The 24236-nt window shown below is 62.7% G+C and carries 20 protein-coding genes; 7 read left to right on the top strand and 13 right to left on the bottom strand.

Annotation, left to right across the window (positions count from 1 at the left end; all coding sequences use genetic code 11):
- Nucleotides 1-4: 4 nt before the first annotated feature.
- The 3 genes from VQ575_RS12555 to VQ575_RS12545 all read right to left on the bottom strand — a co-directional run bounded on the left by VQ575_RS12555 (nucleotide 5) and on the right by VQ575_RS12545 (nucleotide 4029).
- Nucleotides 5-1654 carry a DUF1302 domain-containing protein gene (locus VQ575_RS12555; protein WP_325919790.1) on the bottom strand — a complete coding sequence of 550 codons (1650 nt, stop codon included), beginning with the start codon at nucleotides 1652-1654 and terminating at the stop codon, nucleotides 5-7.
- A 64-nt stretch (nucleotides 1655-1718) separates the two neighbouring features.
- On the bottom strand, nucleotides 1719-2486 hold the full coding sequence (locus tag VQ575_RS12550; RefSeq protein ID WP_325919789.1) for a coniferyl-alcohol dehydrogenase: 768 nt from the start codon (nucleotides 2484-2486) through the stop codon (nucleotides 1719-1721).
- Between the two features lie 70 nt (nucleotides 2487-2556).
- Entirely contained in the window at nucleotides 2557-4029 is a 1473-nt protein-coding gene (locus VQ575_RS12545; protein ID WP_045156066.1) for a benzaldehyde dehydrogenase, read from the bottom strand.
- Nucleotides 4030-4313: 284 nt separating this feature from the next.
- On the opposite strand from VQ575_RS12545, the gene VQ575_RS12540 reads away from it, so the two are divergent.
- Nucleotides 4314-6086, top strand: coding sequence for a sigma 54-interacting transcriptional regulator (locus VQ575_RS12540; RefSeq protein WP_325919788.1), 1773 nt, complete (start codon nucleotides 4314-4316; stop codon nucleotides 6084-6086).
- 48 nt (nucleotides 6087-6134) lie between these two features.
- On the opposite strand, the gene VQ575_RS12535 is transcribed toward VQ575_RS12540, so the two are convergent.
- Nucleotides 6135-7079, bottom strand: a complete 945-nt coding sequence (locus VQ575_RS12535; RefSeq protein ID WP_045156068.1) for an AraC family transcriptional regulator — start codon at nucleotides 7077-7079, stop codon at nucleotides 6135-6137.
- A 213-nt stretch (nucleotides 7080-7292) separates the two neighbouring features.
- On the opposite strand from VQ575_RS12535, the gene VQ575_RS12530 reads away from it, so the two are divergent.
- Both VQ575_RS12530 and VQ575_RS12525 read left to right on the top strand, forming a co-directional pair.
- Nucleotides 7293-8066 (top strand): L-iditol 2-dehydrogenase, encoded by a 774-nt coding sequence (locus VQ575_RS12530; protein WP_325919787.1) that lies wholly within the window; start codon nucleotides 7293-7295, stop codon nucleotides 8064-8066.
- Between the two features lie 195 nt (nucleotides 8067-8261).
- Nucleotides 8262-9113, top strand: a complete 852-nt coding sequence (locus tag VQ575_RS12525) for a CAP domain-containing protein (protein WP_039588354.1) — start codon at nucleotides 8262-8264, stop codon at nucleotides 9111-9113.
- 38 nt (nucleotides 9114-9151) lie between these two features.
- Here VQ575_RS12525 and VQ575_RS12520 read toward each other — a convergent pair whose 3' ends face one another.
- On the bottom strand, nucleotides 9152-10018 hold the full coding sequence (locus VQ575_RS12520) for a LysR family transcriptional regulator (RefSeq protein ID WP_039588353.1): 867 nt from the start codon (nucleotides 10016-10018) through the stop codon (nucleotides 9152-9154).
- A 101-nt stretch (nucleotides 10019-10119) separates the two neighbouring features.
- Here VQ575_RS12520 and VQ575_RS12515 point away from each other — a divergent pair, with 101 nt between their 5' ends.
- From VQ575_RS12515 to VQ575_RS12505, 3 genes are read left to right on the top strand one after another with little or no spacing between them, the layout of a single operon-like run.
- Nucleotides 10120-11469 carry an acyclic terpene utilization AtuA family protein gene (locus tag VQ575_RS12515; protein WP_045156071.1) on the top strand — a complete coding sequence of 450 codons (1350 nt, stop codon included), beginning with the start codon at nucleotides 10120-10122 and terminating at the stop codon, nucleotides 11467-11469.
- Nucleotides 11469-11792, top strand: a complete 324-nt coding sequence (locus tag VQ575_RS12510) for an AtuA-related protein (protein ID WP_196304774.1) — start codon at nucleotides 11469-11471, stop codon at nucleotides 11790-11792. The genes VQ575_RS12515 and VQ575_RS12510 overlap by 1 nt, the downstream gene beginning before the upstream one ends.
- Before the next feature lie 51 nt (nucleotides 11793-11843).
- Nucleotides 11844-13151 (top strand): CitMHS family transporter, encoded by a 1308-nt coding sequence (locus tag VQ575_RS12505; protein ID WP_045156073.1) that lies wholly within the window; start codon nucleotides 11844-11846, stop codon nucleotides 13149-13151.
- Between the two features lie 3 nt (nucleotides 13152-13154).
- Here VQ575_RS12505 and VQ575_RS12500 read toward each other — a convergent pair whose 3' ends face one another.
- Nucleotides 13155-14054 (bottom strand): NAD(P)/FAD-dependent oxidoreductase, encoded by a 900-nt coding sequence (locus tag VQ575_RS12500; protein WP_325919786.1) that lies wholly within the window; start codon nucleotides 14052-14054, stop codon nucleotides 13155-13157.
- A gap of 133 nt (nucleotides 14055-14187) precedes the next feature.
- On the opposite strand from VQ575_RS12500, the gene VQ575_RS12495 reads away from it, so the two are divergent.
- On the top strand, nucleotides 14188-14637 hold the full coding sequence (locus tag VQ575_RS12495; protein WP_039588347.1) for an Rrf2 family transcriptional regulator: 450 nt from the start codon (nucleotides 14188-14190) through the stop codon (nucleotides 14635-14637).
- 73 nt (nucleotides 14638-14710) lie between these two features.
- Here VQ575_RS12495 and mqo read toward each other — a convergent pair whose 3' ends face one another.
- The 7 genes from mqo to VQ575_RS12460 all read right to left on the bottom strand — a co-directional run bounded on the left by mqo (nucleotide 14711) and on the right by VQ575_RS12460 (nucleotide 24223).
- Nucleotides 14711-16354: a malate dehydrogenase (quinone) gene (gene mqo / locus VQ575_RS12490; RefSeq protein WP_325919785.1), complete on the bottom strand. Its 1644-nt coding sequence runs from the start codon at nucleotides 16352-16354 to the stop codon at nucleotides 14711-14713.
- Nucleotides 16355-16706: 352 nt separating this feature from the next.
- A complete protein-coding gene (locus VQ575_RS12485) occupies nucleotides 16707-18077 on the bottom strand; it encodes an ATP-binding response regulator (protein ID WP_045156075.1) in 1371 nt (456 codons plus the stop codon).
- The gene (ercA, locus tag VQ575_RS12480) at nucleotides 18061-19218 is read right to left on the bottom strand and encodes an alcohol dehydrogenase-like regulatory protein ErcA (protein WP_155401996.1); all 1158 of its coding nucleotides are present in this window, start codon (nucleotides 19216-19218) and stop codon (nucleotides 18061-18063) included. Before ercA ends, VQ575_RS12485 begins: the two co-directional genes overlap by 17 nt.
- 129 nt (nucleotides 19219-19347) lie before the next feature.
- Nucleotides 19348-19419, bottom strand: coding sequence for a pyrroloquinoline quinone precursor peptide PqqA (pqqA, locus tag VQ575_RS12475; protein ID WP_003243383.1), 72 nt, complete (start codon nucleotides 19417-19419; stop codon nucleotides 19348-19350).
- Nucleotides 19420-19556: 137 nt separating this feature from the next.
- Nucleotides 19557-21077, bottom strand: coding sequence for an acetaldehyde dehydrogenase ExaC (gene exaC / locus VQ575_RS12470; protein ID WP_030138944.1), 1521 nt, complete (start codon nucleotides 21075-21077; stop codon nucleotides 19557-19559).
- A gap of 268 nt (nucleotides 21078-21345) precedes the next feature.
- Nucleotides 21346-23121, bottom strand: coding sequence for a PQQ-dependent methanol/ethanol family dehydrogenase (locus VQ575_RS12465; RefSeq protein ID WP_039588341.1), 1776 nt, complete (start codon nucleotides 23119-23121; stop codon nucleotides 21346-21348).
- A 163-nt stretch (nucleotides 23122-23284) separates the two neighbouring features.
- Nucleotides 23285-24223 carry a quinoprotein relay system zinc metallohydrolase 1 gene (locus VQ575_RS12460; protein ID WP_039588340.1) on the bottom strand — a complete coding sequence of 313 codons (939 nt, stop codon included), beginning with the start codon at nucleotides 24221-24223 and terminating at the stop codon, nucleotides 23285-23287.
- Between the last annotated feature and the right edge of the window lie 13 nt (nucleotides 24224-24236).

The following is a 24236-nucleotide window of genomic DNA, read 5'->3' as shown; positions in this document are numbered from 1 at the left end:
CTTATTAGAATGAGGTTTTCACGTAGAGCGAGACGAAATCGCGGTCGGCCAGCGATTGTCCATAACTGAAATTGCCGTCCTCGCGCAGCCCGGCTTTCGGGGCGCCGAAGAAATTCACGTAGTTGAGGCCGACATCCCAGCGCTGTAGATAGGTGGCTTTGAGCCCGACGCTCCAGTCGCCGGAATGGGTATTGCCGAAACCGGATTTGTTGACCGCCGATGAGCGCCCATCGAGCACGATCCCCATCCCGATGGGCACGGTCAGGTCGATCCCGTCGATGATCTGGAAGTACGCGGGTTCCATCAGGACCCGCAGCGCCGTCGCATCGCGGGTGGTGTTTGAGTCCAGCGCGGCAGGGTTCTTGGTCACGCTCAGGGTGCGGTTCCAGGCCAGTTCGGCCAGGGCCGAGCCGCCATCCCAAAACGCGTTGGGCGACAGCAAGTAAATCGCCGACAGGTTGGCGTGGGCGGTCTTGCCCCTGGCGAACAACTCATTGTCGCCACCGTCGGCCACCATGCCGGGGGTCACCACTTGCAGGTTGCTCACCAGCGGCGCGTTCCAGCGCACCGACGTTTCACCGGCAAAGTTGAACGGACCGTAGGCGGTGGAGAAGCTGACGCCGGCGGTCTTGATGTCTTCGGCGTAGACCTGGCGATAGGAGCCCAGGATCGGCAACCCGCTGGCTGCGGCGGCCGGCCCGTCCAGATAGGCGTACAAGCCGATTGGGGCTTTGTCATGATACTGGGCCGCGTAGAACCCCAGTTCCAGCTCGGTGCCGCTTGGCTTGAAGCGGATCTGCATACCGCCCTGCCCCGAGTTTCGCGGTTTCAGGTCGCCGCCATTCACCGTGTCGTTGCCGAACACCTCGCGCAGCGGACCACTGCCGTACCCGATGGCATCGGCATCGCTCAAGTAGCTGCCGGCGCCGGGCAGGTTGGAACGCTCCCACTCGAACTGGTAGTAGGCGCCCACCGACAGCTGTGGGTTGATCTGCAATTGCCCGGAGATCTGATTGACCGGGCGCAGGATTTCCTTGAATTGAGTACCCGGCACGCTGAGCAGCTTGACCACATCGGTCGGGCCCTGGGCGTTGGCGATGCCGTTGCCGCCGTAGAACAGGCTTTCGCCATAGATCAGACTGTGCCGTCCCAGCCGCGCCACGCCTTGGGAGTCGTCACCGAGGTCTCCGCGCAAGAACACGAACGCGTCGAGAATCTCCGCGTCGCGACCATGGAGCTCGCGGGTTTTGCTGAGAAAGTGCGGTTGTTCGCTGCTGTCGGTGTCCTGGTTGTAGATATCGTCGTACCAGGCCGCGCCGCTGACCCGCAGCCCGTAGTTTTGCCGGCTGAGGTCCATTTCGGAGAACAGGTCCAGGCGATTGGAGACCAGGCCGCTGCTGAAGTTTTTATCGCCCTGGCCCTGGATCGAGGGGTACAGGCCGTTGGCGGTGGGCGCGTTGGTCAAGCGGCTGTCCTGGCCGTGTAGCCGCCAGGCCTGGCTGTACTTGATGGTGTTGTCCCAGCGCAGTTTCCAGTCGGAATCGCCCAGGTCCATTTGCATGGCCTCGACCGTCTCGACCATCGCACCGGTGCTGCATAACGCCAGGAACAGGGCGCACTGCTTGAAACCAAAGCAATCTTTGAGGTTATCCATGGAGGTTTCTCTTTATTGTTATTTTTCGGATAGCGGCTTGCGCCGCGTACTACGGATAAGCCCTTCAGACGTAGGTGGACGCCAATCCACCATCCACTGGCAGGTTGACGCCGTTGATCCAGCGCGACTCGTCGGCGCACAGGAAAGCGATCACCGCCGCCACCTCATCGGCATACGCCGGACGTTTCATGCGATGGGCATCGACCTGGGTCCGCGCCTCCCCGAGCATGCTCACGAAGTCGTCGAGGATGGGTGTGAAGACCGGGCCTGGCGCGACGCTGTTCATCCGCACCGAATGCTCCAGGAACCAGGGTTGGGCCTGGACGTAGGTCCAGACGATCAAGGCTTCCTTGAAGTATTGGTAGCAGGTCGGGGCCGGTACGGGGTGTTCGGCCAGCCAGGCTTGGCCGGCGGCAAAACCGTCGATGCCTGCCAGCGCCTTGTGCTGTTCCAGGCGCAACGGCCACTCGGCACCGAGGATCGAGGCGATGTTGACGATGCTGCCGCCCGCGTTGATGCGTGGCAGCAACGCCTGGCTCAAGTGGCGCAATCCAAAGTAGTTGACCCGCGCCAGCAGTTGCGGGTTTGCGGTGCCCGGCACCCCGGCAATGTTGCACAGGCTGTCCAACCGTGCGGGTAGCTGCGGCAGCAGCCGGTCGATGTTCTCGGCGCTGCTCAGATCGCCCTGGACAAAACCGTCCAGGGTCATGTGCGGCGCCTTGAGGTCCACACCAATCACCTTTGCGCCGTGGGCACGCAGCAGGCTCGCCGTGGCGGCGCCGATGCCCGACGAGACGCCGGTCACCAGCACAATCTTGTTGTCGAGTTTCATGTTGAGTCCTCTTATTGTTTTTGTCCGCTCGCAGGGGCCTCGGCTCATGGCCCCTGTAGAAAACCGCCTGTCAGAACGGGTAGATCGGCGCGGTAGCCTTGACCGTCACCCACTGCCACTGGGTGTATTCATCCCAATCCGCCGGACCGCCGACACTGCCGCCATTGCCCGAGGCGCCGCGCCCGCCGAACGGGTTGACGCACTCGTCGGCGACGGTCTGGTCATTGATGTGCAACATGCCGCACTCAAGCCGCTCCCCCATGGCCATGGCTCTTCCCACCGACGGCGAAATAATTGCCGCCGACAGGCCGTATTCGGTGCGATTGGCCAATTCGATGGCTTCCTCGTCGCTGGCGAAACTGACGACAGTCGCCACGGGCCCAAAGACTTCATCCTCGAAGGCACGCATGCCCGGCTTCACGCCGCTGAGTACAGTCGGTCGATAGAACAAACGATCGTATTCACCGCCCGCTTCAAGGGTCGCGCCGGCGCGTACGCTGTCGCTGACGATTTCGTGCACGCGTTGCAACTGCCGCTGATTGATCAGTGGCCCTAGCGCCGCCTCCTCGCGGGCGGCGTTGCCCACGCTCAAGGCGCGGGCCTTTTCCACCAATTTGCGGGTCAGCGCCGGGGCGATGGACTCATGGGCGAGAATCAATCCGGTGGCCATGCAAATCTGCCCTTGGTGCAGCCATGCGCCCCAGGCGGCGTTTCGCGCAGCGAGGTCCAGATCGGCGTCTTCAAGGATGATCAGCGGGTTCTTGCCGCCCAGTTCCAACGCGACCTTTTTCAGGTTTCGCCCCGCCACTTCAGCCACTTTGCGGCCGGCACCGGTCGATCCGGTGAAAGCAATCATCTTCACGTTGGGATCGCGGCACAGCGCTTCACCAGCGTCCGCCGCTCCAGGCAACACCTGCAGCAAGCCCTTGGGCAAGCCCGCCGCCTCGAACAGCCGGGCAATGAGAAAACCGCCACTGACCGGAGTCTGCGGGTCCGGCTTGAGCACTACCGCGTTACCCGCTGCCAGGGCCGGCGCCACGGAACGCATGGACAATACCAGGGGAAAATTGAAGGGCGAGATCACCCCGATCACGCCGTGGGGCAGGCGCCGCGCATAAGACAGGCGCCCCGCCGCGCTGGGCAGGACTGCCCCGTGGGCCTGGGACAGCATGCCCGCCGCTTGATGCAGCAGCACGATCGCTTCGCGCACCTCATGCTGGCCCTTGAACAGCGCCGCACCGGTTTCACGGGCGACATACAACGCCAGTTCCGCGAAGGAGCGCTCGGCGACATCGGCCGCCTTGCGAAAGATCGCGGCCCGTTCCCGTGGACCGAGGGCCGCCCAGGCGGGTTGCGCCAGGGCGGCATCGCGACTGGCCTTGGCGATATCGGCGGCGTCGGCCGTGGCACTGCGCATCAATAACTCGCCAGTGGCCGGCTCGATGATCGACCGCAATGGGCCCGAGGCAGGCACCCAATCCCCATTGAAGACACATTCGCACGCAGTCACCTGGGCTAGCAGGTGGTTTTCGGATGCAGACATTTAAAGCTCCCGGCTCGTTGTTGTTGTCATCGTTTGCCACGCCTTGCCGACGCTGGCGAAAACGCCGTACGAGTGGCTGAGCAAGCCGTGTGCCGGTTTCGCCCGTCAGCCCGCACAAACGTGGGCCAAGGCTCTGGGTCAATGTTCTTCGACTGACCAGGCGGCGGTGGTGTATCCGCCGGCCTGACCGCTGGCCGATCGCCACTTGTTCATTTGATAAAGTTATGCTTAATAACTATCTAGCCAGGTGCTCATTTCGACTACCGCCATCAGGGGCAATAACAATGAATAATCCCCACTGTCCGCTGCCAGAGCGGTCTACGACCGAGCCTTTTCGTCCGCGGGGCGACAGCAAGGAGCTGAGCGACAGCAGCTCGCCCACCCCGGCGGAACTGACGAATTGTCTGTTCTTCTCTCCTGACGACGGGCGTATCTGGCTAAACGACCAGCGCATGTTGCTGTTGCACAGCTCATCCTTCGGCGCGTTGCGCCGCGAGATCATCGAGCGCCAAGGGCTGGAGCAAGCCCGGGGCATGCTCACCCGCACCGGCTATTGCTCCGGCGCCCGGGACGCGCGGCTGATTCGTGAACGCTGGCCCCACGCCGACGCCGCGGCGGTATTTCGCGCAGGCACGCACCTGCATACCCTCGAAGGCATGACCAAGGTCGAGCCGCTTCACTTCAAGTTCGATGCGGAATCGGGGTTCTACGAAGGGGAATTTCTCTGGCATCACTCCTGCGAAGCGGATGAGCATGTCGCCGCCTATGGCACCGGGCAGGATCCGGTGTGCTGGACCGAGCTGGGCTATGCGATCGGCTTCGTCAGCGGGTTGTTCGGGCAACTGGTGGTCTTTCGCGAAGTGGAATGCCGGGGCATGGGGCATGAGCGCTGCCGTGTCGTCGGCAAGACCGCCGAGCAATGGGGCGACATCGAGCGTGACCTGAGCTACCTCAATGCCTCACAGCCGCCCGCGGCCCTGCCTTCTAGCCCTAGGCCCAACCCTATGGCAGCCAGCGATCCACTGCCTGACAGCGAACAACCGCTGATCGGTGCCAGCGCGGCATTCAACGCGGCGACGTTGGCCTTGCAGCGGGTTGCCCTGACACCGGCCACCGTACTGGTCACCGGCGAGTCTGGCGTGGGCAAGGAAATGTTCGCCCGTCAGTTACATCAGCTAAGCCGGCGCCGCGAAGGGCCTTTTATTGCACTCAATTGCGCAGCCATACCGGATAACCTGATCGAAGCCGAGCTGTTCGGCGTCGAGCGCGGCGCCTATACCGGCGCCACTCATTCACGTCCCGGCCGCTTCGAACGGGCTCATGGCGGCACCCTGTTCCTCGACGAAATCACCTGCCTCAGCCTGGCCGGCCAAGGCAAGCTGCTGCGCGCATTGCAGGAGCGGGAAATCGAGCGAGTCGGTGGCGGCCATGGCATCAAGGTCGATGTGCGAGTCGTCGCGGCCACAAACCTCGACCTGCGCAAAGCCGTGGCGCAAGGTGATTTTCGCGAAGACCTGTTCTACCGACTCAACGTCTACCCCATCGCCCTTCCGCCCCTGCGCGAGCGCCGCGATGACATACCGCTGCTGATCAACGCCTTCCTCAGGCGGTTTTGCCTGGAATATGGCCGCACGTCGGTGGGCCTTACCATGCGCGCCCTGAAAGTCCTGCTGCGCTACGACTTCCCCGGCAATGTCAGAGAACTGCAAAACATCATCGAACGGGGCTTGATCGCCAGCGAAGAAGGCCAGGCCATCGACTTGATGCACCTGTTTCGCGATGAACGACTGCCCGCCGATGCCTATTCCCTCGACGGCAATGGCGGACTCTCGCCGTCGGCCGTGGCACAAAGCGATGGGACGTCCAGCGCGCCGCTGCTGCTGTCCCTGAGCCAGGCCGATGCGGATTTCACCATCGATGGCCTGGAGTCCCGGCTGATCAACGAAGCGTTGCAGCTCACCAGCGGCAACCTCGCGGCGGCCGCCCGCTCCCTGGGGCTGAGCCGAGCACAGTTCGCGTATCGGTTGAAAAAGCACCGGCACGATGTGGCTGACTAGACACAAACCCGTTTGGGTGAGTCATACCCCCCAAGCCTATTCCGCCTATCACGGCGGCGTTTTCTCTTGCATGACAGGAACACTGTCCGTAGGCGAGTCGGCACTGAGGCTGCGGCGGTAGTCGCTGGGCGTCTGGTTCATTTCGACGCGAAAATGCCGATTGAAGTTAGACAGGTTGTTGTAGCCGACTTCAAAACAGATGTCAGTCACCGCCATTTCGCTTTGGGACAACAACCGGCAGGCACGCTGGACCCGGAGCTTGCGCATCAGGTCGATGAATCCATGCCCGGTGATGCGTTTGAAGAAGCGCGAGAACCCAGGTTCACTCATGCCCAGTTGCCGGGCGATCACCGACACGCGCAAGTCGCCGGTGAGTTCGGCATGCAGGTAGTCGAAGGCTTTCTGAATGCGCTCCGAGCTTCGCGCATCGAGGGCTGGCGCGTAGCAAGGGCTTGCCAGGCAAGAGGCCTCGCTGTCGCTGGCGCGGCCAAGCGTGTCGAGCAGTTGGAGAAACAGCGCCAGTCGCGCCAGGCCCCGGGCCGGCCCGATCGCTTCAAGCAATTGCGCGGCACGCCGCGCGGTGCCGCCGCTAAAAGCCAGGCCACGTCGGGCCCGCTCGAATAATCGCTGCAAATCCCCCAGTTCCGGCAGCGTCCGGCGCAACGACAACAGCACGGCACCATCGAACTGCAACACCACATCGCGCCCCGCCAGATATTCGCCGGGGGCAACATCGCCGATCCAGTCGTGGGGCAGGTCCGGTCCGATCATCGCTACATGACCGGGCCCGAACGGGCCCATGTAGTCACCGACCAGCAACCGCCCGCTGCCCTGTCGAATCAGGTGGATTTCAAACTCGGGATGATGGTTCCAACGCGCCAGCGAATAGGGATAGTCGTGCTCATACCAGCGAAAACTGTGCTCGGGCTCGGGCAGGATGACTTCCAGCTCGGCCGGCCGATGGTCGTACAGGAGCGTTCGGTGATCAGGCATGTCGCGCCTCTTTATCGTGACTGCTGGCACCATACGCCGAGCACGCGGCGGTTCGCCAGCCTCGGTGCCGGCCGCCCACCGGTACTTTTTTAACACCCGCCGGCCGTTCTGGACGGCGTTAAAAAAGTATCGGCGCGCAATCCTCCCTGCGTTTGTAAGCCTTCACGGGCGCTGCTGTAATCGATTTGGCCCTACAACAACAGGAATAGCCCCATGAAACGACTGGAAGGAAAAAGCGCGCTGGTGACCGGCGCTGCCCGCGGTATCGGCCGGACGTTCGCCGAGGCCTACATTCATGAAGGCGCGACGGTTGCCATTGCCGATATCGACCTCGAGCGTGCCCAAGCCACCGCCACTGAACTGGGCGACAGGGCCTACGCGATCAGGATGGACGTGACTGACCAGGCATCGATCGACAGCGCCATCGAGGCCGTCGTGGCCCGTGCGGGCAAGCTGGATATCCTGATCAATAACGCGGCCTTGTTCGACCTGGCGCCCATTGTCGAGATCACGCGACAGAGCTTCGAGCGGCTGTTTTCCATCAACGTCGCCGGCACGCTGTTCACCTTGCAGGCCGCCGCGCGGCAGATGATTGCCCAGGGCCATGGCGGCAAGATCATCAACATGGCGAGCCAGGCCGGCCGGCGTGGCGAGGCCTTGGTTGCGGTCTATTGTGCGTCCAAGGCCGCCGTAATCAGCCTGACCCAGTCCGCTGGGCTGGATTTGATCAAGCACCGGATCAACGTCAACGCCATCGCACCCGGCGTGGTGGATGGCGAACACTGGGACGGCGTCGACGCGCTGTTCGCCCGTCACGAGAACCTGCCATTGGGAGAAAAGAAACGTCTCGTCGGACAGCAGGTCCCGTATGGCCGGATGGGCACGGCGCAGGACCTGGTCGGCATGGCGATTTTCCTGGCCTCGGCGGAAAGCGAATACGTGGTGGCCCAGACCTATAACGTCGACGGAGGCAACTGGATGAGCTGATGCGCTCGAAGTTTTATGGCCTTGAGACGACGAAAATGGACCTATTCGCTTGAAAATTGATCCGACTACTTGAGGATCATCCCAAACGGTACCAAACGGTGCCGTTGCACGGGATTTCAAGAGAGCGTGAATACCGTTGCCCCAGCGGGGCAAAAATTGCGCATCATAGGCGCCGTCCGCTCAAGGGAGATTTACATGCGTGCCATTTTTTCCGTCATGCGCCTTGCCGCGCTGTCGCTGGGACTGGCTTTTGCCGCCAGCGCCGCAGCTACCGAAGAGACGCAACTGGTCGAGTCCATCAACCTCTACCGCAGCCAGTCCCAAAGCTGCGCCGGCCAGGCATCCCTGGAGTTGCCTCCGCTGGCGATGGATTCGCGGTTGATCCTGTCGGCCAATGGCATCGGCGATCTTCAACAGGCCTTGGCCCGGGCGGCCTATCCGATGGTCAATGTGCAAGCCATCAGCCTTTCCGGACCTCGCGACGCCCAGGCCGCGATGAAAGCCGTACAAGAAAGCTTCTGCCAAGTCGTGCTGGACCCGCAGTTTGTCGACATCGGCGTCAGCCGCCTGGACCGTGAATGGCGTATTGTGCTCGCCCGCCCACTGTTGTCCGCGCGCCTCGGTGACTGGCAGGCCGAAGGCCAGAAACTGCTCAAGCTGATCAACAGCGCCCGTGCGCAGCCGCGCCGTTGCGGGACCGAGGCCTTCACCGCCACGACGCCACTGGCCTGGAACGCCACCCTGGCCCTGGCCGCTGTCAATCACACCCGCGCCATGGCCAATAACAACTTCTTCGATCACAGGGACCGTGACGGGCGCATGCCGGGCGACCGCGCCGAGCTGGCGGGCTACCTCGCGCAGGCCATCGGCGAAAACATCGCCGCCGGGCAAGACACGGCGCTGAAGGTGGTGGACGGCTGGCTGGCGAGCCCGGGGCACTGCGCCAACCTGATGAATCCGCAATTTCGCGAACTGGGGGCTGGGTATGCGGTGGACCCGAAGAGCGATGCGGGGATTTATTGGACGGCGATGTTTGGCACTCAGTGACGGTGCTGGGCGGGCTCGCGAAGGCCGCGCATGGGCCTTCATTCCTGGCGCAATACCCGCCGCACATGCCCCATGAACTGGCTTAACGACGGCGACGGAGCCACCGGCTTGCGCTGCAGCAAGCCAATCGAGCGTTTCGCCGGTTGGTCGATGGCGGTGATCGCACACTGTTCACCGATGTTGAACACCGCCGTGCAACTGGCCGGCAGCAAGGAAAACCCCAGCCCCTCGCGGACCAGCGCCGTGGCCGTGCTCATGTGCGCCACTTCCCAGGCTGGCGCTGGGTCAACGTTTAAATAGCGCAATGCCGCATCGGCCAAAGGCCGGATGCTGGTGTCCGGCGTCAGGGCGATATAGGGCTGCTGTTTCCAGTCGCGGTGATGATCCTTGTGGCTGAGCAGGACCAGGTTGTCATCCAGCAGGCGCTCGAAGCTCAAGCCAGACAAGTCGTCCGGCAACGAACTGATGCCGGCGTCCACCTCGCCTCCCTGCACCCAACCCATGATTTCCCCGGCGCGACCATCCAGAAGATGCACCTTCACGCCTGGGTGCTCACGCTGGAACGAGGCGATAACCACTGGCAGGAATGACGCGGCAGCGGTAGGCAGCGCCGCCAGCCGGAGCGTGCCGCGGATCAGGCTGAGGGTGTCGCGGGCGTCGCGCACGGCGTCGTCCATGTCCCGCAGCATACGCCGGGCCTGGGGCAGGAAATGCTCACCGGCGGGCGTCAACTCGACGCTGCGGGTGTTACGCGCGAGCAACTGCAAACCCATGCTCTCCTCCAGTTTGCGGATGCTGTAGCTCAGCGCCGGCTGGGACAGGTGCAGTTGTTCAGCCGTGCGGGTAAAACTGGAGGTTTCAGCGATCAGGATGAAGGCGCGAAGCTGGCGGAAGGAGACGTTCATGGCCCGCTCATAAAATTAATGGATCAATTGATTCTACCTTTAAAATTCACAGAACAATCCAGCGTCTCCACTATAGGGCCACCCTTCAGTGGAAAACGGACATGACAAAAACAATTCTCGTCGGGTGTGGCGCCGGTTTCGCCAATGACCGGCCTGACGCCGCCCTGCGCCTGGCCCAGGACCTGGCACAACGCAGCGGCCAGCGCTACATCATGCTGGAGCTGTTGGCGGAACGGACCCTGGCCGAAGCGCAATTGCGCAAGCGTCTCGACCCACAGGCCGGTTATTCCGCCCGGCTGTTCGATTTTCTCGAGCCCATGCTGGACCTGTGCATCGAAGCCGGGATCCCGATCATCACCAATGGCGGCGCCGCCAATCCGAGGGCAGCCGCCCAGCGATTGCGCCACACCCTGGCGGGTCGTTTCCCTGGGCTGAAGATCGCTTGCGTGCTGGGTGACGACCTCTTGGACGAAACACCTGCGCGCTACGCACGATGGCTGTCGTCCGATCCGCAGGAACAGCCTGTATCCGTAAACGTCTACACCGGCGCCGACGGTATCGTCCAGGCGTTGACCGATGGTGCCGGCATCGTCCTGTGCGGCCGTGTCGCCGACCCCTCGCTGGCCGTCGGTGCGATCCGCCATGGGCTGGGTTGGAAAGCCGATGATTGGCAGAAAATCGCGGTGGCGACGGCGGCTGGACACTTGTTGGAGTGCTGCACACAGGTCACCGGTGGCTATTTTGCCCACCCCGGCATGAAAGACATTCCAGACCCGGCCAATCTCGGCTGTCCGATTGCCGAGATCCACGAGGACGGCCGCCTGATTATCGGCAAGACCCGCCACAGCGGAGGCCGGGTCAGCGAGCAAACCGTGAAGGAACAGCTTCTTTATGAAGTACACGATCCTCGACGCTACCTGACGCCCGACGTTGTACTGGATCTGGGCGAAGCGCGCGTGCAGGACTTGGGCGCAGACCGCGTCGAGATCAGCGGCCTGCTTGGCCATCCACACCCCGATACCCTCAAGGGCTTGGCGGGTGTACGCGGCCTCTGGTTTGGCGAAGCGGAAATATCCTATGCCGGCCCCGGCGCCTTGGCGCGTGCGGCACTGGCGCGAGAAATCCTGCTTGAACGTTTCGACCGATTGGCGCCAGGGGTGCAGCCCTGGATCGACCTTTCCGGCGTCGCCAGCCTGTTCAACGATCAGGGCGGCCTGTACCTGCAACAGCAATTGGCCCAGGCGCCGGCCCTGGAAGACGTGCGCGTGCGCATCGGCCTGACCCACACCGACCGGCCGCTGGTGGAAGCGCTGTTGGCCGAGGTGGAATCGCTCTACACCAACGGGCCGGCAGGTGGCGGTGGTGTGCGCCGCCACCTCGTCGAGGCCGTCACCACGCGAAGTTTCCTGTTGCCGCGCGATGAAATCCACACAACCCTGGAGTGGTACTGATGAACCTCGTCACCCTCGCCGATTTCGCTCACGCCCGTGCCGGCGACAAGGGCAACATTCTCAGCATTGCGGTATTTCCTCACGACGCGGCCCACTACGCCTGGATGCTGCAGGAGCTGACCTGCGACCGGGTCGCCGAGCAATTCGCCACGCGAAGCCCCTCCAAGGTGCACCGCTATGAACTGCCGAACCTGAACGCGCTGAATTTCGTCCTCGAGGATGCCCTGGAGGGCGGCGTGAACCGCAGTTGCGGCCTGGACCGCCACGGCAAGAGCCTGAGTTACCTGCTATTGGCCTTGCGCCTGCCAGGTCCGCAGGACTGACCGGTCCATCGCCCCAAACTCACCGACAACAATAAAAAGAGAGGCTGCAACATGATTACAACCCTGGGTTTCCTGATGATGTTGGCCATCATCGGATTGATATTGCTGCGCAGGATCAGCCCGGTGGTGGCGTTCACCACCCTCCCCGTGGTCGTTTGCCTGCTGGCCGGCTTCAATCTTGGCCAGATCGGCGAGTTCATCAAGGCGGGCCTGATCACGGTGGCCCCGACCGCCGCGCTGTTTCTGTTTGCCATCCTGTTCTTTGGCATCATGCGTGACCGGGGGCTGTTCGATCCCTTGGTCAACCTGCTGATCCGCAGCACGGGCGGCAAGCCACTGGCCGTGGCGGTGGTGACGGTACTGGTGACCTCGGTGGTGCACCTCGACGGTGTCGGCGCCGCCACGTTCTTGCTGACCATCCCGGCGTTGCTGCCCTTGTACAAACGCCTGAACATGAGCCCGGCGATGCTGCTGTGCCTGGTCGGCACCACGGCTGGCGTCATCAACATGGTGCCTTGGGGCGGCACGACCGCCCGCGCCGCCGCGGTGTCGGGCCTGGACGCCACGGAGCTGTGGCTGGGCTTGCTGCCAGTGCAGATGGTGGGCCTGGTGTGCATGCTCGGGGTGGCGACGATCCTGGGCCTGCGCGCCCAACGTCGCCAACCGATGTCGCTGGGCGCCGCCGCGACGTGCGACATGGACGATCTGCAAACGCAAAGCCGCGAATTCAGCCTCTCTCCCCGGGAGTTGCGCTACTGGCTGAACGTCGGGCTCACCGCGGCAATCCTGGTGTGCCTGTTCACCGGCATTTTCCCCTTGTACGCCTGTTTCATGGTGGGACTGGGCATCGCCCTGCCGCTCAATTTCCCGTCCCTGGACGCCCAGGCCGAACGCCTCAAGGCGCATGCGTCCGATGCGCTGCAAATGGTCCTGGTGATGATGGCCGCGGCCGTCCTGCTGGGCGTGCTCTCCGGCGCGAAGATGTCCGACGGCATGGCCTTGGCGTTGATCGATATCCTGCCTGCGGGTTCTGCCCAATACCTGCACGTGATCGTTGGTTTCTTCGGCGTGCCCCTGGGCATGATCTTTTCGCCGGACGCGTATTACTTCGCGCTCCTGCCGGTGATCAAGGACGTGGCCGCCGCAGCCGGCGTTCCCCTTGAAGCCGTCGCCCGGGCCATGTTGATCGGTGAAAACACCGGGTTCTCCATCAGCCCGGTAGTGCCCAGCGTTTACCTGGCGCTTGCGCTGTCCGGCGTGGAACTGCGCAAGCACATGGCCTATACGTTTTTCTGGGCCTGGGGCGTCAGCCTGGTGATGCTCGCTTTCGCCGTCGCAACCGGCGCGGTACAAGTCTGAACGTCAAGGGTGGGCCTGGAAGATCAACGACCGATGCACCCCCGAGCCCGCCCTCACCCCATCGCCAACGGCCAGCGCGACCGAGCCGAACGGCATCGCCGCGTCGCCGCAGGCGAATACCCCGGGAATGCTGGTTTCACGAGTCATCGGGTCGGCCTGAATGAACGCGCCGAGCGGACCCTCTTCAAAGTTGCAACCCAGGGCGCTGGCGAGTGAACTGGAAACGCGGGTATGCGGCAAGACAAACAGTCCGTCAACGGCGATCACCCGCCCGTCCACCAACACCACGTTGGCCCGTTCGCCTTCTAGACGTTGGACACGTTCCGGCACCAGGGTTACACCACGTTGCGCCAGGCTTTGCCGTTGCTCAAGGTCGGGCTCGAACACGCCATTGGTGAAAAAAGTGGTCGGGCCCCAGTCGGGCAGCATCAAGGCATGGTGCAGCGACATCGGTGACGTCGCCAGCACGCCAATCGGCCCTTGCTCCAATTCATAGCCGTGGCAGTACGGGCAATGAAAAACACTTTTCCCCCAGCGCTCCGTCAGCCCTGGCACATCGGGCAACTCATCGATCACGCCGGTGGCCAGCAGCAGGCGTTTGGCACGGTAGCGTTGTCCGTGGGCCGTCTCGACGACAAAGCCGTCCGCGTCGCGGGCGGCGTGGATCGCGCTATCCGACAACCATTCCACGGTTCGGTAAGCCATGAGTTGAGCGCGGGCGTCACTGGCAATGTCGCCTGGGGCGCGACCGTCCTGCCCGAGAAAACCATGGGAAGTAGCCGCAAACCGATTGCGACGCTGGCCTGCGTCGATCACCAGCACCTTCTGGCGGGCGCGGGCCAATTGCAGACCTGCGGACAAGCCGGCGTAGCTGCCGCCAGCAATGATGACGTCGTGTTCCATGGGCGATCTCCATGTTTGGAAGGCGTGGGCTTTCTCGAAACATCGTAAGTTTCTTGAAAAGCGCCTGTCAACAGTCTCGTAACTTTTGCAATTACAGGCGATACTCGGCGCAGATTCACCTTCGGACCCGCCCATGAGAAACGACACCCGCCTATCGCGCATGCTGCACGTCTTGATTCATATGGATCGCCACCAGCAATCGACCACCTCCGACACCCTCGCCCAAATGCTGGGCACCAACCCTGTGGTGGTGCGCCGAACCATGGCGTTGCTCAAGGAACAGGGTTACGTCACTTCGGAGAAAGGCCATCGCGGCGGCTGGAGCCTGGCTAAACCGTTGGCGGAGATGACGCTGTTGGACATTCATCAGGCGTTGGGCAGCACGTCGATCTTTGCCATCGGCCTGTCCACCGATCATCCGCAATGCCTGGTGGAACAGGCGGTGAATGCGGCGCTGACGGATGCGTTCGATGAAGCCCAGGCGTTGTTGCTCAAGCGTCTGGGCAGTATTACGTTGGCCCAGTTGGCCGAGGACTTTGATGTGCGGTTTCGCAGTGGGCCCAAGGTTGAACGTCACCTCTAATCCGCGGGAGCACACATAAAAAAACGCCGCTCATTTGAGCGGCGTTTTTTTACCAGGCCAGACAGCGTCCGGTTTACAGCGCCATGTCGGCCGCTGGATTGGCTTCCCGAGCAGCAGCCGGTTGTGCCGGCGCTACAGCGGTCCCAGCCTTGCCGATGGCCGGTGGCGGATCCAGTTGCAGCACTTCACTGGTATAGGCCCATTCCTGAGCAACACGCTCAGGGCTTTCGTTCAGCTTGGTGCCGTAGCTCGGTACGATCTGGCGCAGTTTTTCCTGCCAGACCGGGGTGGCTACCTTGTCCTTGAAGACTTTCTCAAGCACGGTCAGCATGATCGGCGCGGCAGTCGAAGCACCTGGCGAGGCGCCCAGCAGACCGGCAATGCTGCCGTCCTGGGAAGCGACGACTTCGGTGCCGAGTTTCAGCACGCCGCCCTTCTCTTCGTCACGCTTGATGATCTGCACACGCTGGCCGGCTTGCCACAGGCGCCAGTCTTCCTGCTTGGCGTCCGGGAAGTATTCCTTCAGAGCGTTGAAGCGGTCTTCGTCCGACAGCATCAGTTGACCGGCGAGGTATTCCACCAGCGGGTACTGTTCGATACCGACCTTGGTCATCGGCCACACGTTGTGGGTCGTGGTGCTGGTCAGCAGGTCAAAGTACGAGCCGTTCTTCAGGAACTTGGTGGAGAACGTGGCGAACGGGCCAAACAGGATCACGCGCTTGCCGTCGAGCACGCGAGTGTCCAGGTGTGGAACCGACATCGGCGGCGCGCCCACCGAAGCCTTGCCGTAGGCCTTGGCCAGGTGCAGTTGGGCGATGGTCGGGTTTTCGGTCACGAGGAACGAGCCACCCACCGGGAAACCGGCGTATTCACGGGCTTCCGGAATGTCGGACTTCTGCAGCAGGTGCAAGGCACCGCCACCGGCGCCGATGAACACGAACTTGGCGTCGGTCTCGGTTTCGGTACCGTCTTTGAGGTTCTTGTACGAAACGCGCCAGCTGCCGTCTTCGTTGCGGGTGATGTCTTGCACTTCGCTGGACAGCTTGAGGGAGAAGTTCGGCTTGGATTGCAGGTAAGCCGCGAACTGGCGAGTGATCTCGCCGAAGTTCACGTCGGTACCCAGCGGGCTCCAGGTCGCCGCGACTTTCTGGCTCAGGTCACGCCCTTGCATCATCAGCGGAACCCACTTGCTGATCTGCGCCGGATCTTCGGAGTACTGCATGCCGGCGAACAGCGGGCTGGCCTGGAGTGCGTCGTAGCGCTTCTTCAGGAACGCGATGTTGTCGTCGCCCCACAGGAAACTCATGTGCGGCGTGGAGTTGATGAACGAGCGCGGGTTCTTCAGCACGCCGTTCTTGACCTGCCAGGACCAGAACTGACGGGAAATCTGGAAGGCTTCGTTGATTTCGATTGCCTTGGAGATGTCGACCTTGCCGTTCTTGTCTTCCGGGGTGTAGTTCAACTCGGCCAACGCGGAGTGACCGGTACCGGCGTTGTTCCAGCCATTGGAGCTTTCTTCGGCAACACCGTCCAGGCGCTCGACCATTTCCATGGTCCAGCCCGGCTCCAGCTCATTGAGCCAGATACCGAGGGTCGAACTCATGATGCCGCCACCAATGAGCAAGACATCCACTTTTTTCGGCTCGGCGGCGTGCGTGGTCGCAAGACCCATCGCCATCGCCAGGCCCAAGAGCGCCGTGTGTGTTTTCTTCAACATGTGTGTATCCCTAGGATGGAACGCCATTCCGTCCTCCAATTCCGTTCAAGCATGAACCGCACCCCATTCCGGCTTTGCCGACGGGCGGGTATCGAGTGGACTGGAGGATGGACCTACAGGGCCGAGCGTATCGGCCTCACATTTATGTCTCTCCGGCGCTGACTTCTTGTAGGTCTTGGCTTCAGCTGGGTGAGGGACACTGCAAAACGGTCTGGAGCGGGCCCGGAGTGACCGTGCCCGATTGTCGCAGCGGGGGGAGTTTACCTAAGGAAATAAGCAGACCGAAGCGCATTTTTACATTCAAGGTAAAAACGCCGACAAATGAACCTTGTGGAGGCTGTGTGAAACTTGGCTAGCCGAGCAACTGGCTCAGTACCGCCCGCAACTTGCCTGGTTTCACCGGTTTGTTCAGCAGCGGCGCGTTCAGCTTGCGCAAGGCCCGGCGGCATTGGTCGCTGCGGTCGGCAGTGATGATCACGGCGGGGATCGCCTGTTGGAAATGCTCGCGCAGATGCTTGACCACTTCGCAGCCGACCACGCCATGGTCAAGGTGGAAGTCCGCCAGGACCAGTTCCGGGGCGCGGCCTTGAAGGACGTCGAGGGCAGCCGCTTCGTCGGTGGCGGTCAGCACCTCGCAGCCCCACTGCTCCAGCAGCGCCGCCATGCTCTGCAGGATGCTCACTTCGTTATCGATCACCAGCAGCCGTCGCCCCGGCAGCGGATTGCCGGCCACTGCCTGCACCGGAACCTGGGACATGGGCAGCGGCCGTTCGGCGGACAGCGGCACTTCGATGCTGAACACCGAGCCGCGTCCCGGTCGCGAGCGCACCTGCACCCGATAGCCGAGGATATGGGCGATGCGCTCAACGATTGCCAGCCCCAGGCCCACGCCCTTGCGATCCGCCGCACGGCCGACGTCCAGCTGGTTGAACTCCAGGAAAATCGACTCCAGGCTATCGGCAGCAATGCCGCGTCCCGTGTCCCAGACTTCCAGGCGCAATCGCCCTCCCCGTCGCCGGGCCGCCAGCAGGATGCCGCCCTGGTCAGTGTAGCGACAGGCATTGCTGAGCAGGTTGCGCAGGATCCGCGTGAGCAATCGCAAATCCGTCAGTACCGCGTCGTCGGCAAACCGCACGCGCAAGTCCAGGCCCGCGGCACCGGCCACCGACTGGAATTCGGACACCAGCGGCGCCAATAGCTCATCCACCCGATAAGGCGCCAGGTCCGGCCTGACAGCGGCTTGATCCAGGCGCGAGATGTCCAGGAGGTCGGTGAGCAGATCTTCAGCGCCTTCGAGCGCCTGATGAGTCCGCTCCACCAGCACATGCTCCGCACTGGGCAGTTGCCGCTCGCGTAAGGTCGCGATCAGCAGGCGTGCGGCGTTCAACGGTTGCAGCAGGTCATGGCTGGCGGCGGCCAGGTATTTGTCCTTGCTGCGGTTGGCGGCCTGGGCGGCGTCACGGGCATCGCGCAACTGTTGTTCGATCAACTCGCGCTGGGCGATCTGCTGTTGCAGGTTGTGGTTGGCCTCCAGCAGCGCATCGGTGCGTTCGGCCACCCGCTGCTCCAGTTGATCATTGAGCTGTTGCAAGCGTTGTCGGGCCTGCTCCAGCTCATCGAGGCGCGCCGCCAATTCCGGGTAATGGCTCTTGCGTGTCGAGTGATTGCCCAACCCCAGCAAGCCGGCCAGGGCTTTTTGTTGCTCCTCAGAGGGCTTCGCCATAGACGACCTCGACATCCCGCTGGCTCGACTCCCGAGGGTTGGTAAGGATGCACGGGTCATGCATCGCGTGTTGCGACAGGAACGGAATGTCCGAGGTGCTCACGCCATGCAGCCCAAGGGTTTCGTGGAAACCGATGGTGCGCTTGAGGGCGATCAGGTGTTCCACCAGCCGGGTGCGGATCTGCCGATGGTTGAGCCCACGGCAATCGATGCCCAGGGTCTCGGCGATGACTTTGAAGCGGTCCGGCGCCGAGGTGTAGTTGAACGCCACCACATGCTCCACCAACACCGCGTTGCACAAGCCATGGGGCAAGTCGAGGAAGCCGCCCAAGCTGTGGGACATCGCATGCACCGCGCCGAGGATCGCGTTGGAGAATGCCAACCCGGCCTGCATGCTGCCGAGCATGATCTTCTCCCGCAGCGCGACGTCCGCCGGGTTGGCGATCATCTGCACCAGGTTGTTGTTAATCAGGCGCATCGCCTCCAGAGCATGGGGATCGGTCAACGGCCCGTGGCCGGTGGAGACGAACGCCTCAATGGCATGCACCAGCGCGTCGATGCCGGTACAGGCGGACAGGAACGGGTCCATGCTCAGGGTCGTTTCCGGGTCGATCAACGACACGTCCGGCACCGCCGCTTTGCTGACGATGGAGAACTTCATGCGTTCTTGCTGGTTCGAGATGATGACGAACTGGGAGACGTCGGCCGACGTGCCGGCGGTAGTGGGAATCAGGATCAACGGCGGGCTGGGTACTTTCAGCGTATCCACGCCTTCGAACTCAAGAATGCTGCGGCCATGGGCGACCACGATCCCGATCGCCTTGCCGCAGTCCATGGGGCTGCCGCCACCGACCGCGACGATTACATCGCAATGGTTCTCGCGGTAGGTCTCGGCTCCGAGCATGACTTCCTCGACCCGTGGGTTGGGCGAGACGTCGCTATAGATGCAGTAATCGATGCCCTGGGCTTGAAGGCTGGCTTCGATATCGCCGACCCAACCGGCGGCGATGACCCCGGGATCGGTCACCACCAGCACCTTGCGGGCGCCGAAGGTCTTGGCGTAGTTGCCGACATTGTGCCGACAGCCGGCACCGAACATGATTTCAGGGGAGACGAACTTGCGCAGCGGACTGAGGCTCATTTTTCCAGGGGGGCTCATCGGTAAGCCTGTTGTTATTGTCGTGGGATACGTTGAGCCTAAAGCATCCCGCCGTGAATGCAATCCGACCAATGGGTAGCCCGGCCCGAATGCATCAGGCCGGGCCGGCACTCATCGGTTGGCGAAGTACATCGTCACTTCAAAGCCGATACGCAGGTCGGTGTACGCGGGTTTAGTCCACATGGGTCTTTCCTCTTCTTGTACCGGGCGATTCCGGCAGGTTCATTAATACACGGGGCGATCAGGGCCCGAATGCTACTTTCGAAGCGATGGCTAGGGTGCGTTGGTACTACAGGAGCCACTCGGTGAATGCCCAGGGGTCAGAAGAACCCCAACGGATTCACGTCATAGCTCACCAGCAAATTCTTGGTCTGCTGGTAATGGTCGAGCATCATCTTGTGGGTCTCGCGACCGACGCCGGACTTCTTGTACCCACCGAACGCAGCGTGGGCCGGGTACAGGTGGTAGCAGTTGGTCCACACGCGACCGGCCTTGATCGCCCGGCCCATGCGGTAGGCGCGGTTGATGTCCCGGGTCCAGAGGCCGGCACCGAGGCCGAACTCGGTGTCGTTGGCGATCGCCAGGGCTTCGGCTTCGTCCTTGAAGGTGGTCACGCCCACCACCGGGCCAAAGATTTCTTCCTGGAACACGCGCATCTTGTTGTGGCCCTTGAGCAGGGTTGGCTGGATGTAATAGCCGCTCGACAGATCCCCTTCAAGGCGCTCCGCCGCGCCACCGGTGAGCAACTCGGCGCCCTCTTCCCGGGCGATGTCCAGGTACGAAAGAATCTTGTCGTACTGCTGCTGGGACGCCTGGGCGCCAACCATGGTCTCGGTGTCCAGTGGGTTGCCGCGCTTGATCTTGGCGATCTTCTTCATGACTTCGGCCATGAACGGCGCGTAGATCGATTCCTGGACCAGGGCACGGGATGGGCAGGTGCAGACTTCGCCCTGGTTGAAAAACGCGAGCACCAGGCCCTCGGCGGCCTTCTCGATGAATGCCGGCTCGGCCTGCATGATGTCTTCGAAGAAGATGTTCGGCGACTTGCCGCCCAGTTCCACGGTGGACGGGATGATGTTCTCGGCGGCGCATTTCATGATGTGCGAGCCCACCGGGGTCGAGCCGGTGAAGGCGATCTTGGCGATGCGCTTGCTGGTGGCCAGCGCTTCACCGGCCTCGCGGCCAAAGCCGTGGACGATGTTCAACACGCCGGCTGGCAGCAGGTCGGCGATCAGCTCGATGAATACCGTGATCGACAGCGGCGTCTGTTCCGCCGGCTTGAGCACGATGCAGTTGCCGGCGGCCAGGGCCGGGGCGAGTTTCCAGGCGGCCATCAGCAGCGGGAAGTTCCAGGGGATGATCTGCCCGACCACGCCCAGCGGCTCATGGAAATGATAGGCCGTTGTCAACTCGTTGATCTCGGCAGCCCCGCCCTCTTGCGCGCGAATGCAGCCGGCAAAGTAACGGAAATGGTCGGCTGACAGCGGTACGTCGGCGTTCAGGGTTTCACGCACGGCCTTGCCGTTGTCCCAGGTCTCGCTGACCGCGAGGATTTCCAGGTTCTGCTCGATGCGGTCGGCGATTTTCAGCAACACCAGGGAACGGTCCTGCACCGAAGTCTTGCCCCACGCATCGGCGGCGGCATGGGCCGCGTCCAGGGCCTTGTCGATGTCGGCGGCGCTGGAGCGCGGGAATTCGCCGATGACTTCGCCATTGACCGGCGACGTGTTGGTGAAGTACTCGCCGTTGACCGGCGCGACGAACTCGCCGCCAATGAAATTGCCATAGCGCGGTTTAAAGGAAACGACGGCGCCTGGGGTTCCGGGTTGTGCGTAGATCATGATGGGCCTCTGCCTGGTCGATGCCTGTCGCGGGACAGGCGATAGGCCGATGGTAGAGAGCCCCGTGCGGTGGACGAATGCGTCATTGGCAGGGGCTCTCTCGTTATTTGGTCGTAGATTTCAAGCGACAGGAGCAAGTTCAAGGCCAGCGCAGGCCCTTGTGGCGAGGGAGCTTGCTCCCGCTGGAGTGCGCAGCACTCCCCGCTTTTGGCGACTGCTTCGCAGCCGAGCGGGAGCAAGCTCCCTCGCCACGGTTTTCGACAAGCTTTTAGCGCTTGGCCACCAGCTCTTTCGGCAACTTGAAGGTCCACAGCATGCCGCCCTGGTTGAAGTCCTTCACGCGCTTGGCCACCTCGCCGCCCCACAGCGGCACCGCGCCGCCCCAGCCGGAAACCACCGAGACGTACTGCTCGCCGTCCATTTCCCAGGTGATCGGCGAGCCGAGCACGCCGGAGCCTGTCTGGAATTCCCAGACCTTTTCCCCGGTCTTGGCGTTGAATGCCTGCAGGAACCCTTCAGGTGTACCGGTGAATACCAGGTTGCCCTTGGTGGTCAGGACCCCGCCCCACAGCGGCGCGAAGTTCTTGTGGCGCCAGACCTCCTTGCCGGTCTTGGGGTCGATGGCCCGCAGCACGCCGATGTAGTCCTCGTTCAGCGGCTTGATGGTGAACCCGGCCCCGAGGAATGCCGCGCCCTTCTTGTAGGCGATGCCTTCGTTCCAGATGTCCATGCCCCATTCGTTGGACGGCACGTAGAACAGGCCGGTGTCCTGGTTGTAGGCCATCGGCATCCAGTTTTTCGCACCGAGGAATGCCGGGGCGACGAATACCGAGCTGCCCTTGGCTTCGCTGCCCGGCGCACCCGGACGGCTGGAGTCGACGTAGATTGGCCGCCCGTCCTTGTCCAGGCCGCTGGCCCAAGTGATCTTGTCGACGAATGGGAAGCCGCGGATGAACTTGCCGTTGGTACGGTCGAGCACGTAGAAGAAGCCGTTACGGTCGGCGGTCGCTGCGGCCTTGATGTCCTTGCCGCCTTCCTTGTAGTTGAACGAGATCAGCTCGTTGACACCGTCATAGTCCCAGCCGTCGTGGGGTGTGCTCTGGAAGTGCCACTTGATCGTGCCGTCGTCCGGGTTCAGGGCCAGGCGCGAGGACGAATAGAGGTTGTCGCCAGGACGCAGGTGGGAGTTCCACGGGGCCGGGTTGCCGGTGCCGAACAGCAGCAGGTTGGTTTCCGGGTCGTAGTAGCCGCCCAGCCAAGGCGCCGCGCCGCCGGTTTTCCAGAGGTCACCCGGCCAGGTCTTGCCGGCTTCGCCGCCGGAAATGCCGTTCTCCACCGCCTTGCCGTCCTTGTAGACGTAGCCCATGTGGCCTTCCACGGTCGGCCGGGTCCACAGCAACGCGCCATTTTTTGGATCGAACGCGCTGATCTGGCCGACCACGCCGAACTCCCCCCCGGCCACCCCGGTAATGAGCTTGCCATTCACGACCATGGGCGCGGCACTGATGGAGTAGCCTTCCTTGTGGTCGGCGACTTTCTTGCTCCACACCACTTTGCCGGTGTCCTTGTTCAACGCCACCAGCTTGGCGTCGAGGGTGCCGAAGAACACCAGGTCGCCATACAAGGCCACGCCCCGGTTGATCACGTCGCAGCAAGGACGGATGTCATCGGGTAGTCGTGCATCGTACTGCCAGAGTTTCTTGCCGGTGCGTGCGTCCACCGCGAACACTCGCGAATAGGAACCTGTGAGGTACATCACCCCGTCCTTGATCATCGGCTGGGCCTGCTGGCCGCGCTGCTTCTCACCGCCGAAGGAAAACGCCCAGACCGGTCGCAGGTCCTTGACGTTATCGACATTGAGGGCATCGAGCGGGCTGTAGCGCTGGCCCTGGACACCCAAGCCGTTGGTGACGATCTGTTGCGGGTTCTTCGGGTCCTGGAGAATTTCCTGATCGGTCACGGCGGCCAAGGCCGAACCGGACAGCAGCATGGCACTGAGCAGCAGGTTCACGGCGAAGGGCTGGCGACGTGCGGGATGAATCATGGCGGCTACCTCTGCGGTTATTGTTATACCCGGGAAATTTTCCCGGTCTGCCACAGATTCTTGGGCCAGGGGCCGCCGCCAACAATTGCCCGCTGTGTTGAGTTTTCTAGTTCCTTGGTACATGTGGAAGTAAGCGAATCCCCCCGTGGCGAGGCAGATGTGTTCAGTCAGGATCGTGGGTGTCCACCCGCTTCATCCCCGCCCGCTCATAACGCGGATAGAGATGACTGACACTGCGAATCAACTCATACCGGCTCAAGCTGATCCCGGCGAAGCGCTCGGGGATGGGGCTGCGGATCATCTCGGCCATGTCGTCGCCGCGGGCGGCGCCGTCGCGCATCAGTTGGTCGAGCCAGCCAAGGTAGTCGTGCATTTGCGAAAACGGCCGGGCGTCGGTCGCCACCGGGCCGTGGCCGGGGACGATTTGCTTCCAGGGCAGCGCCTGGAGGGTGTCCAAGTCCTTGAGCCAGACCTCAAGGCCGGGGCTGTTCGGGGTCGTCAGGGCGCGCTCATAAAATACCAGGTCGCCGGCAAACAGCACGCCGGTGGTTTCGTCCAGGATCGCCAGGTCCGCCCCGGTATGGCCGGCCAACGCCAGCAGGCGCATCGAATGGTCGCCCACCTTCAGCGTCCCGGGGTTCAGCGCCTGGGTCGGCAGCACCACCTCGGTGCCGCGCATCCAATCGCCTACCAACCGGTACATGTTTTCCGCCAGCGCATCGCCCTGCTGTCGCAGCAGGTCGACGGTGCCGGGCAACGCCCCAATGGGCACGTCGCTGAAGGCCTGGTTGCCCAATACGTGATCGGGATGATGATGGGTCAGCAGCACCTGGATCACCGGTTTGTCGGTGGTCGCCGCGATGGCCTGGCGCAGCGCTTCGCCATAACGCTTCGACGGCCCGGTGTCGATGACTACCACACCGGCGTCGGTAACGATGAACGCCGTGTTGACGATATTGCCACCGTTGGCCTTGGCGAAATTTTCCGTGCTGCCTTCCAGCAACCAGGTGCCCTCGGCGATCTGCCGCGGCTTGAGGGAGTAATCGGTGGCGGACCACGCCGGCAGGCACAGCCCAAGACAGATCAGCAGCAACCAGCGCATGGCGCGCTCCTTG

Origin of the sequence: Pseudomonas frederiksbergensis, from assembly GCF_035751725.1 — a bacterium.
GTDB lineage: Bacteria > Pseudomonadota > Gammaproteobacteria > Pseudomonadales > Pseudomonadaceae > Aquipseudomonas > Aquipseudomonas frederiksbergensis_A.
The sequence above is the reverse complement of the archived record's forward strand: the minus strand, read 5'-3'. Positions and strand labels throughout refer to the sequence as shown.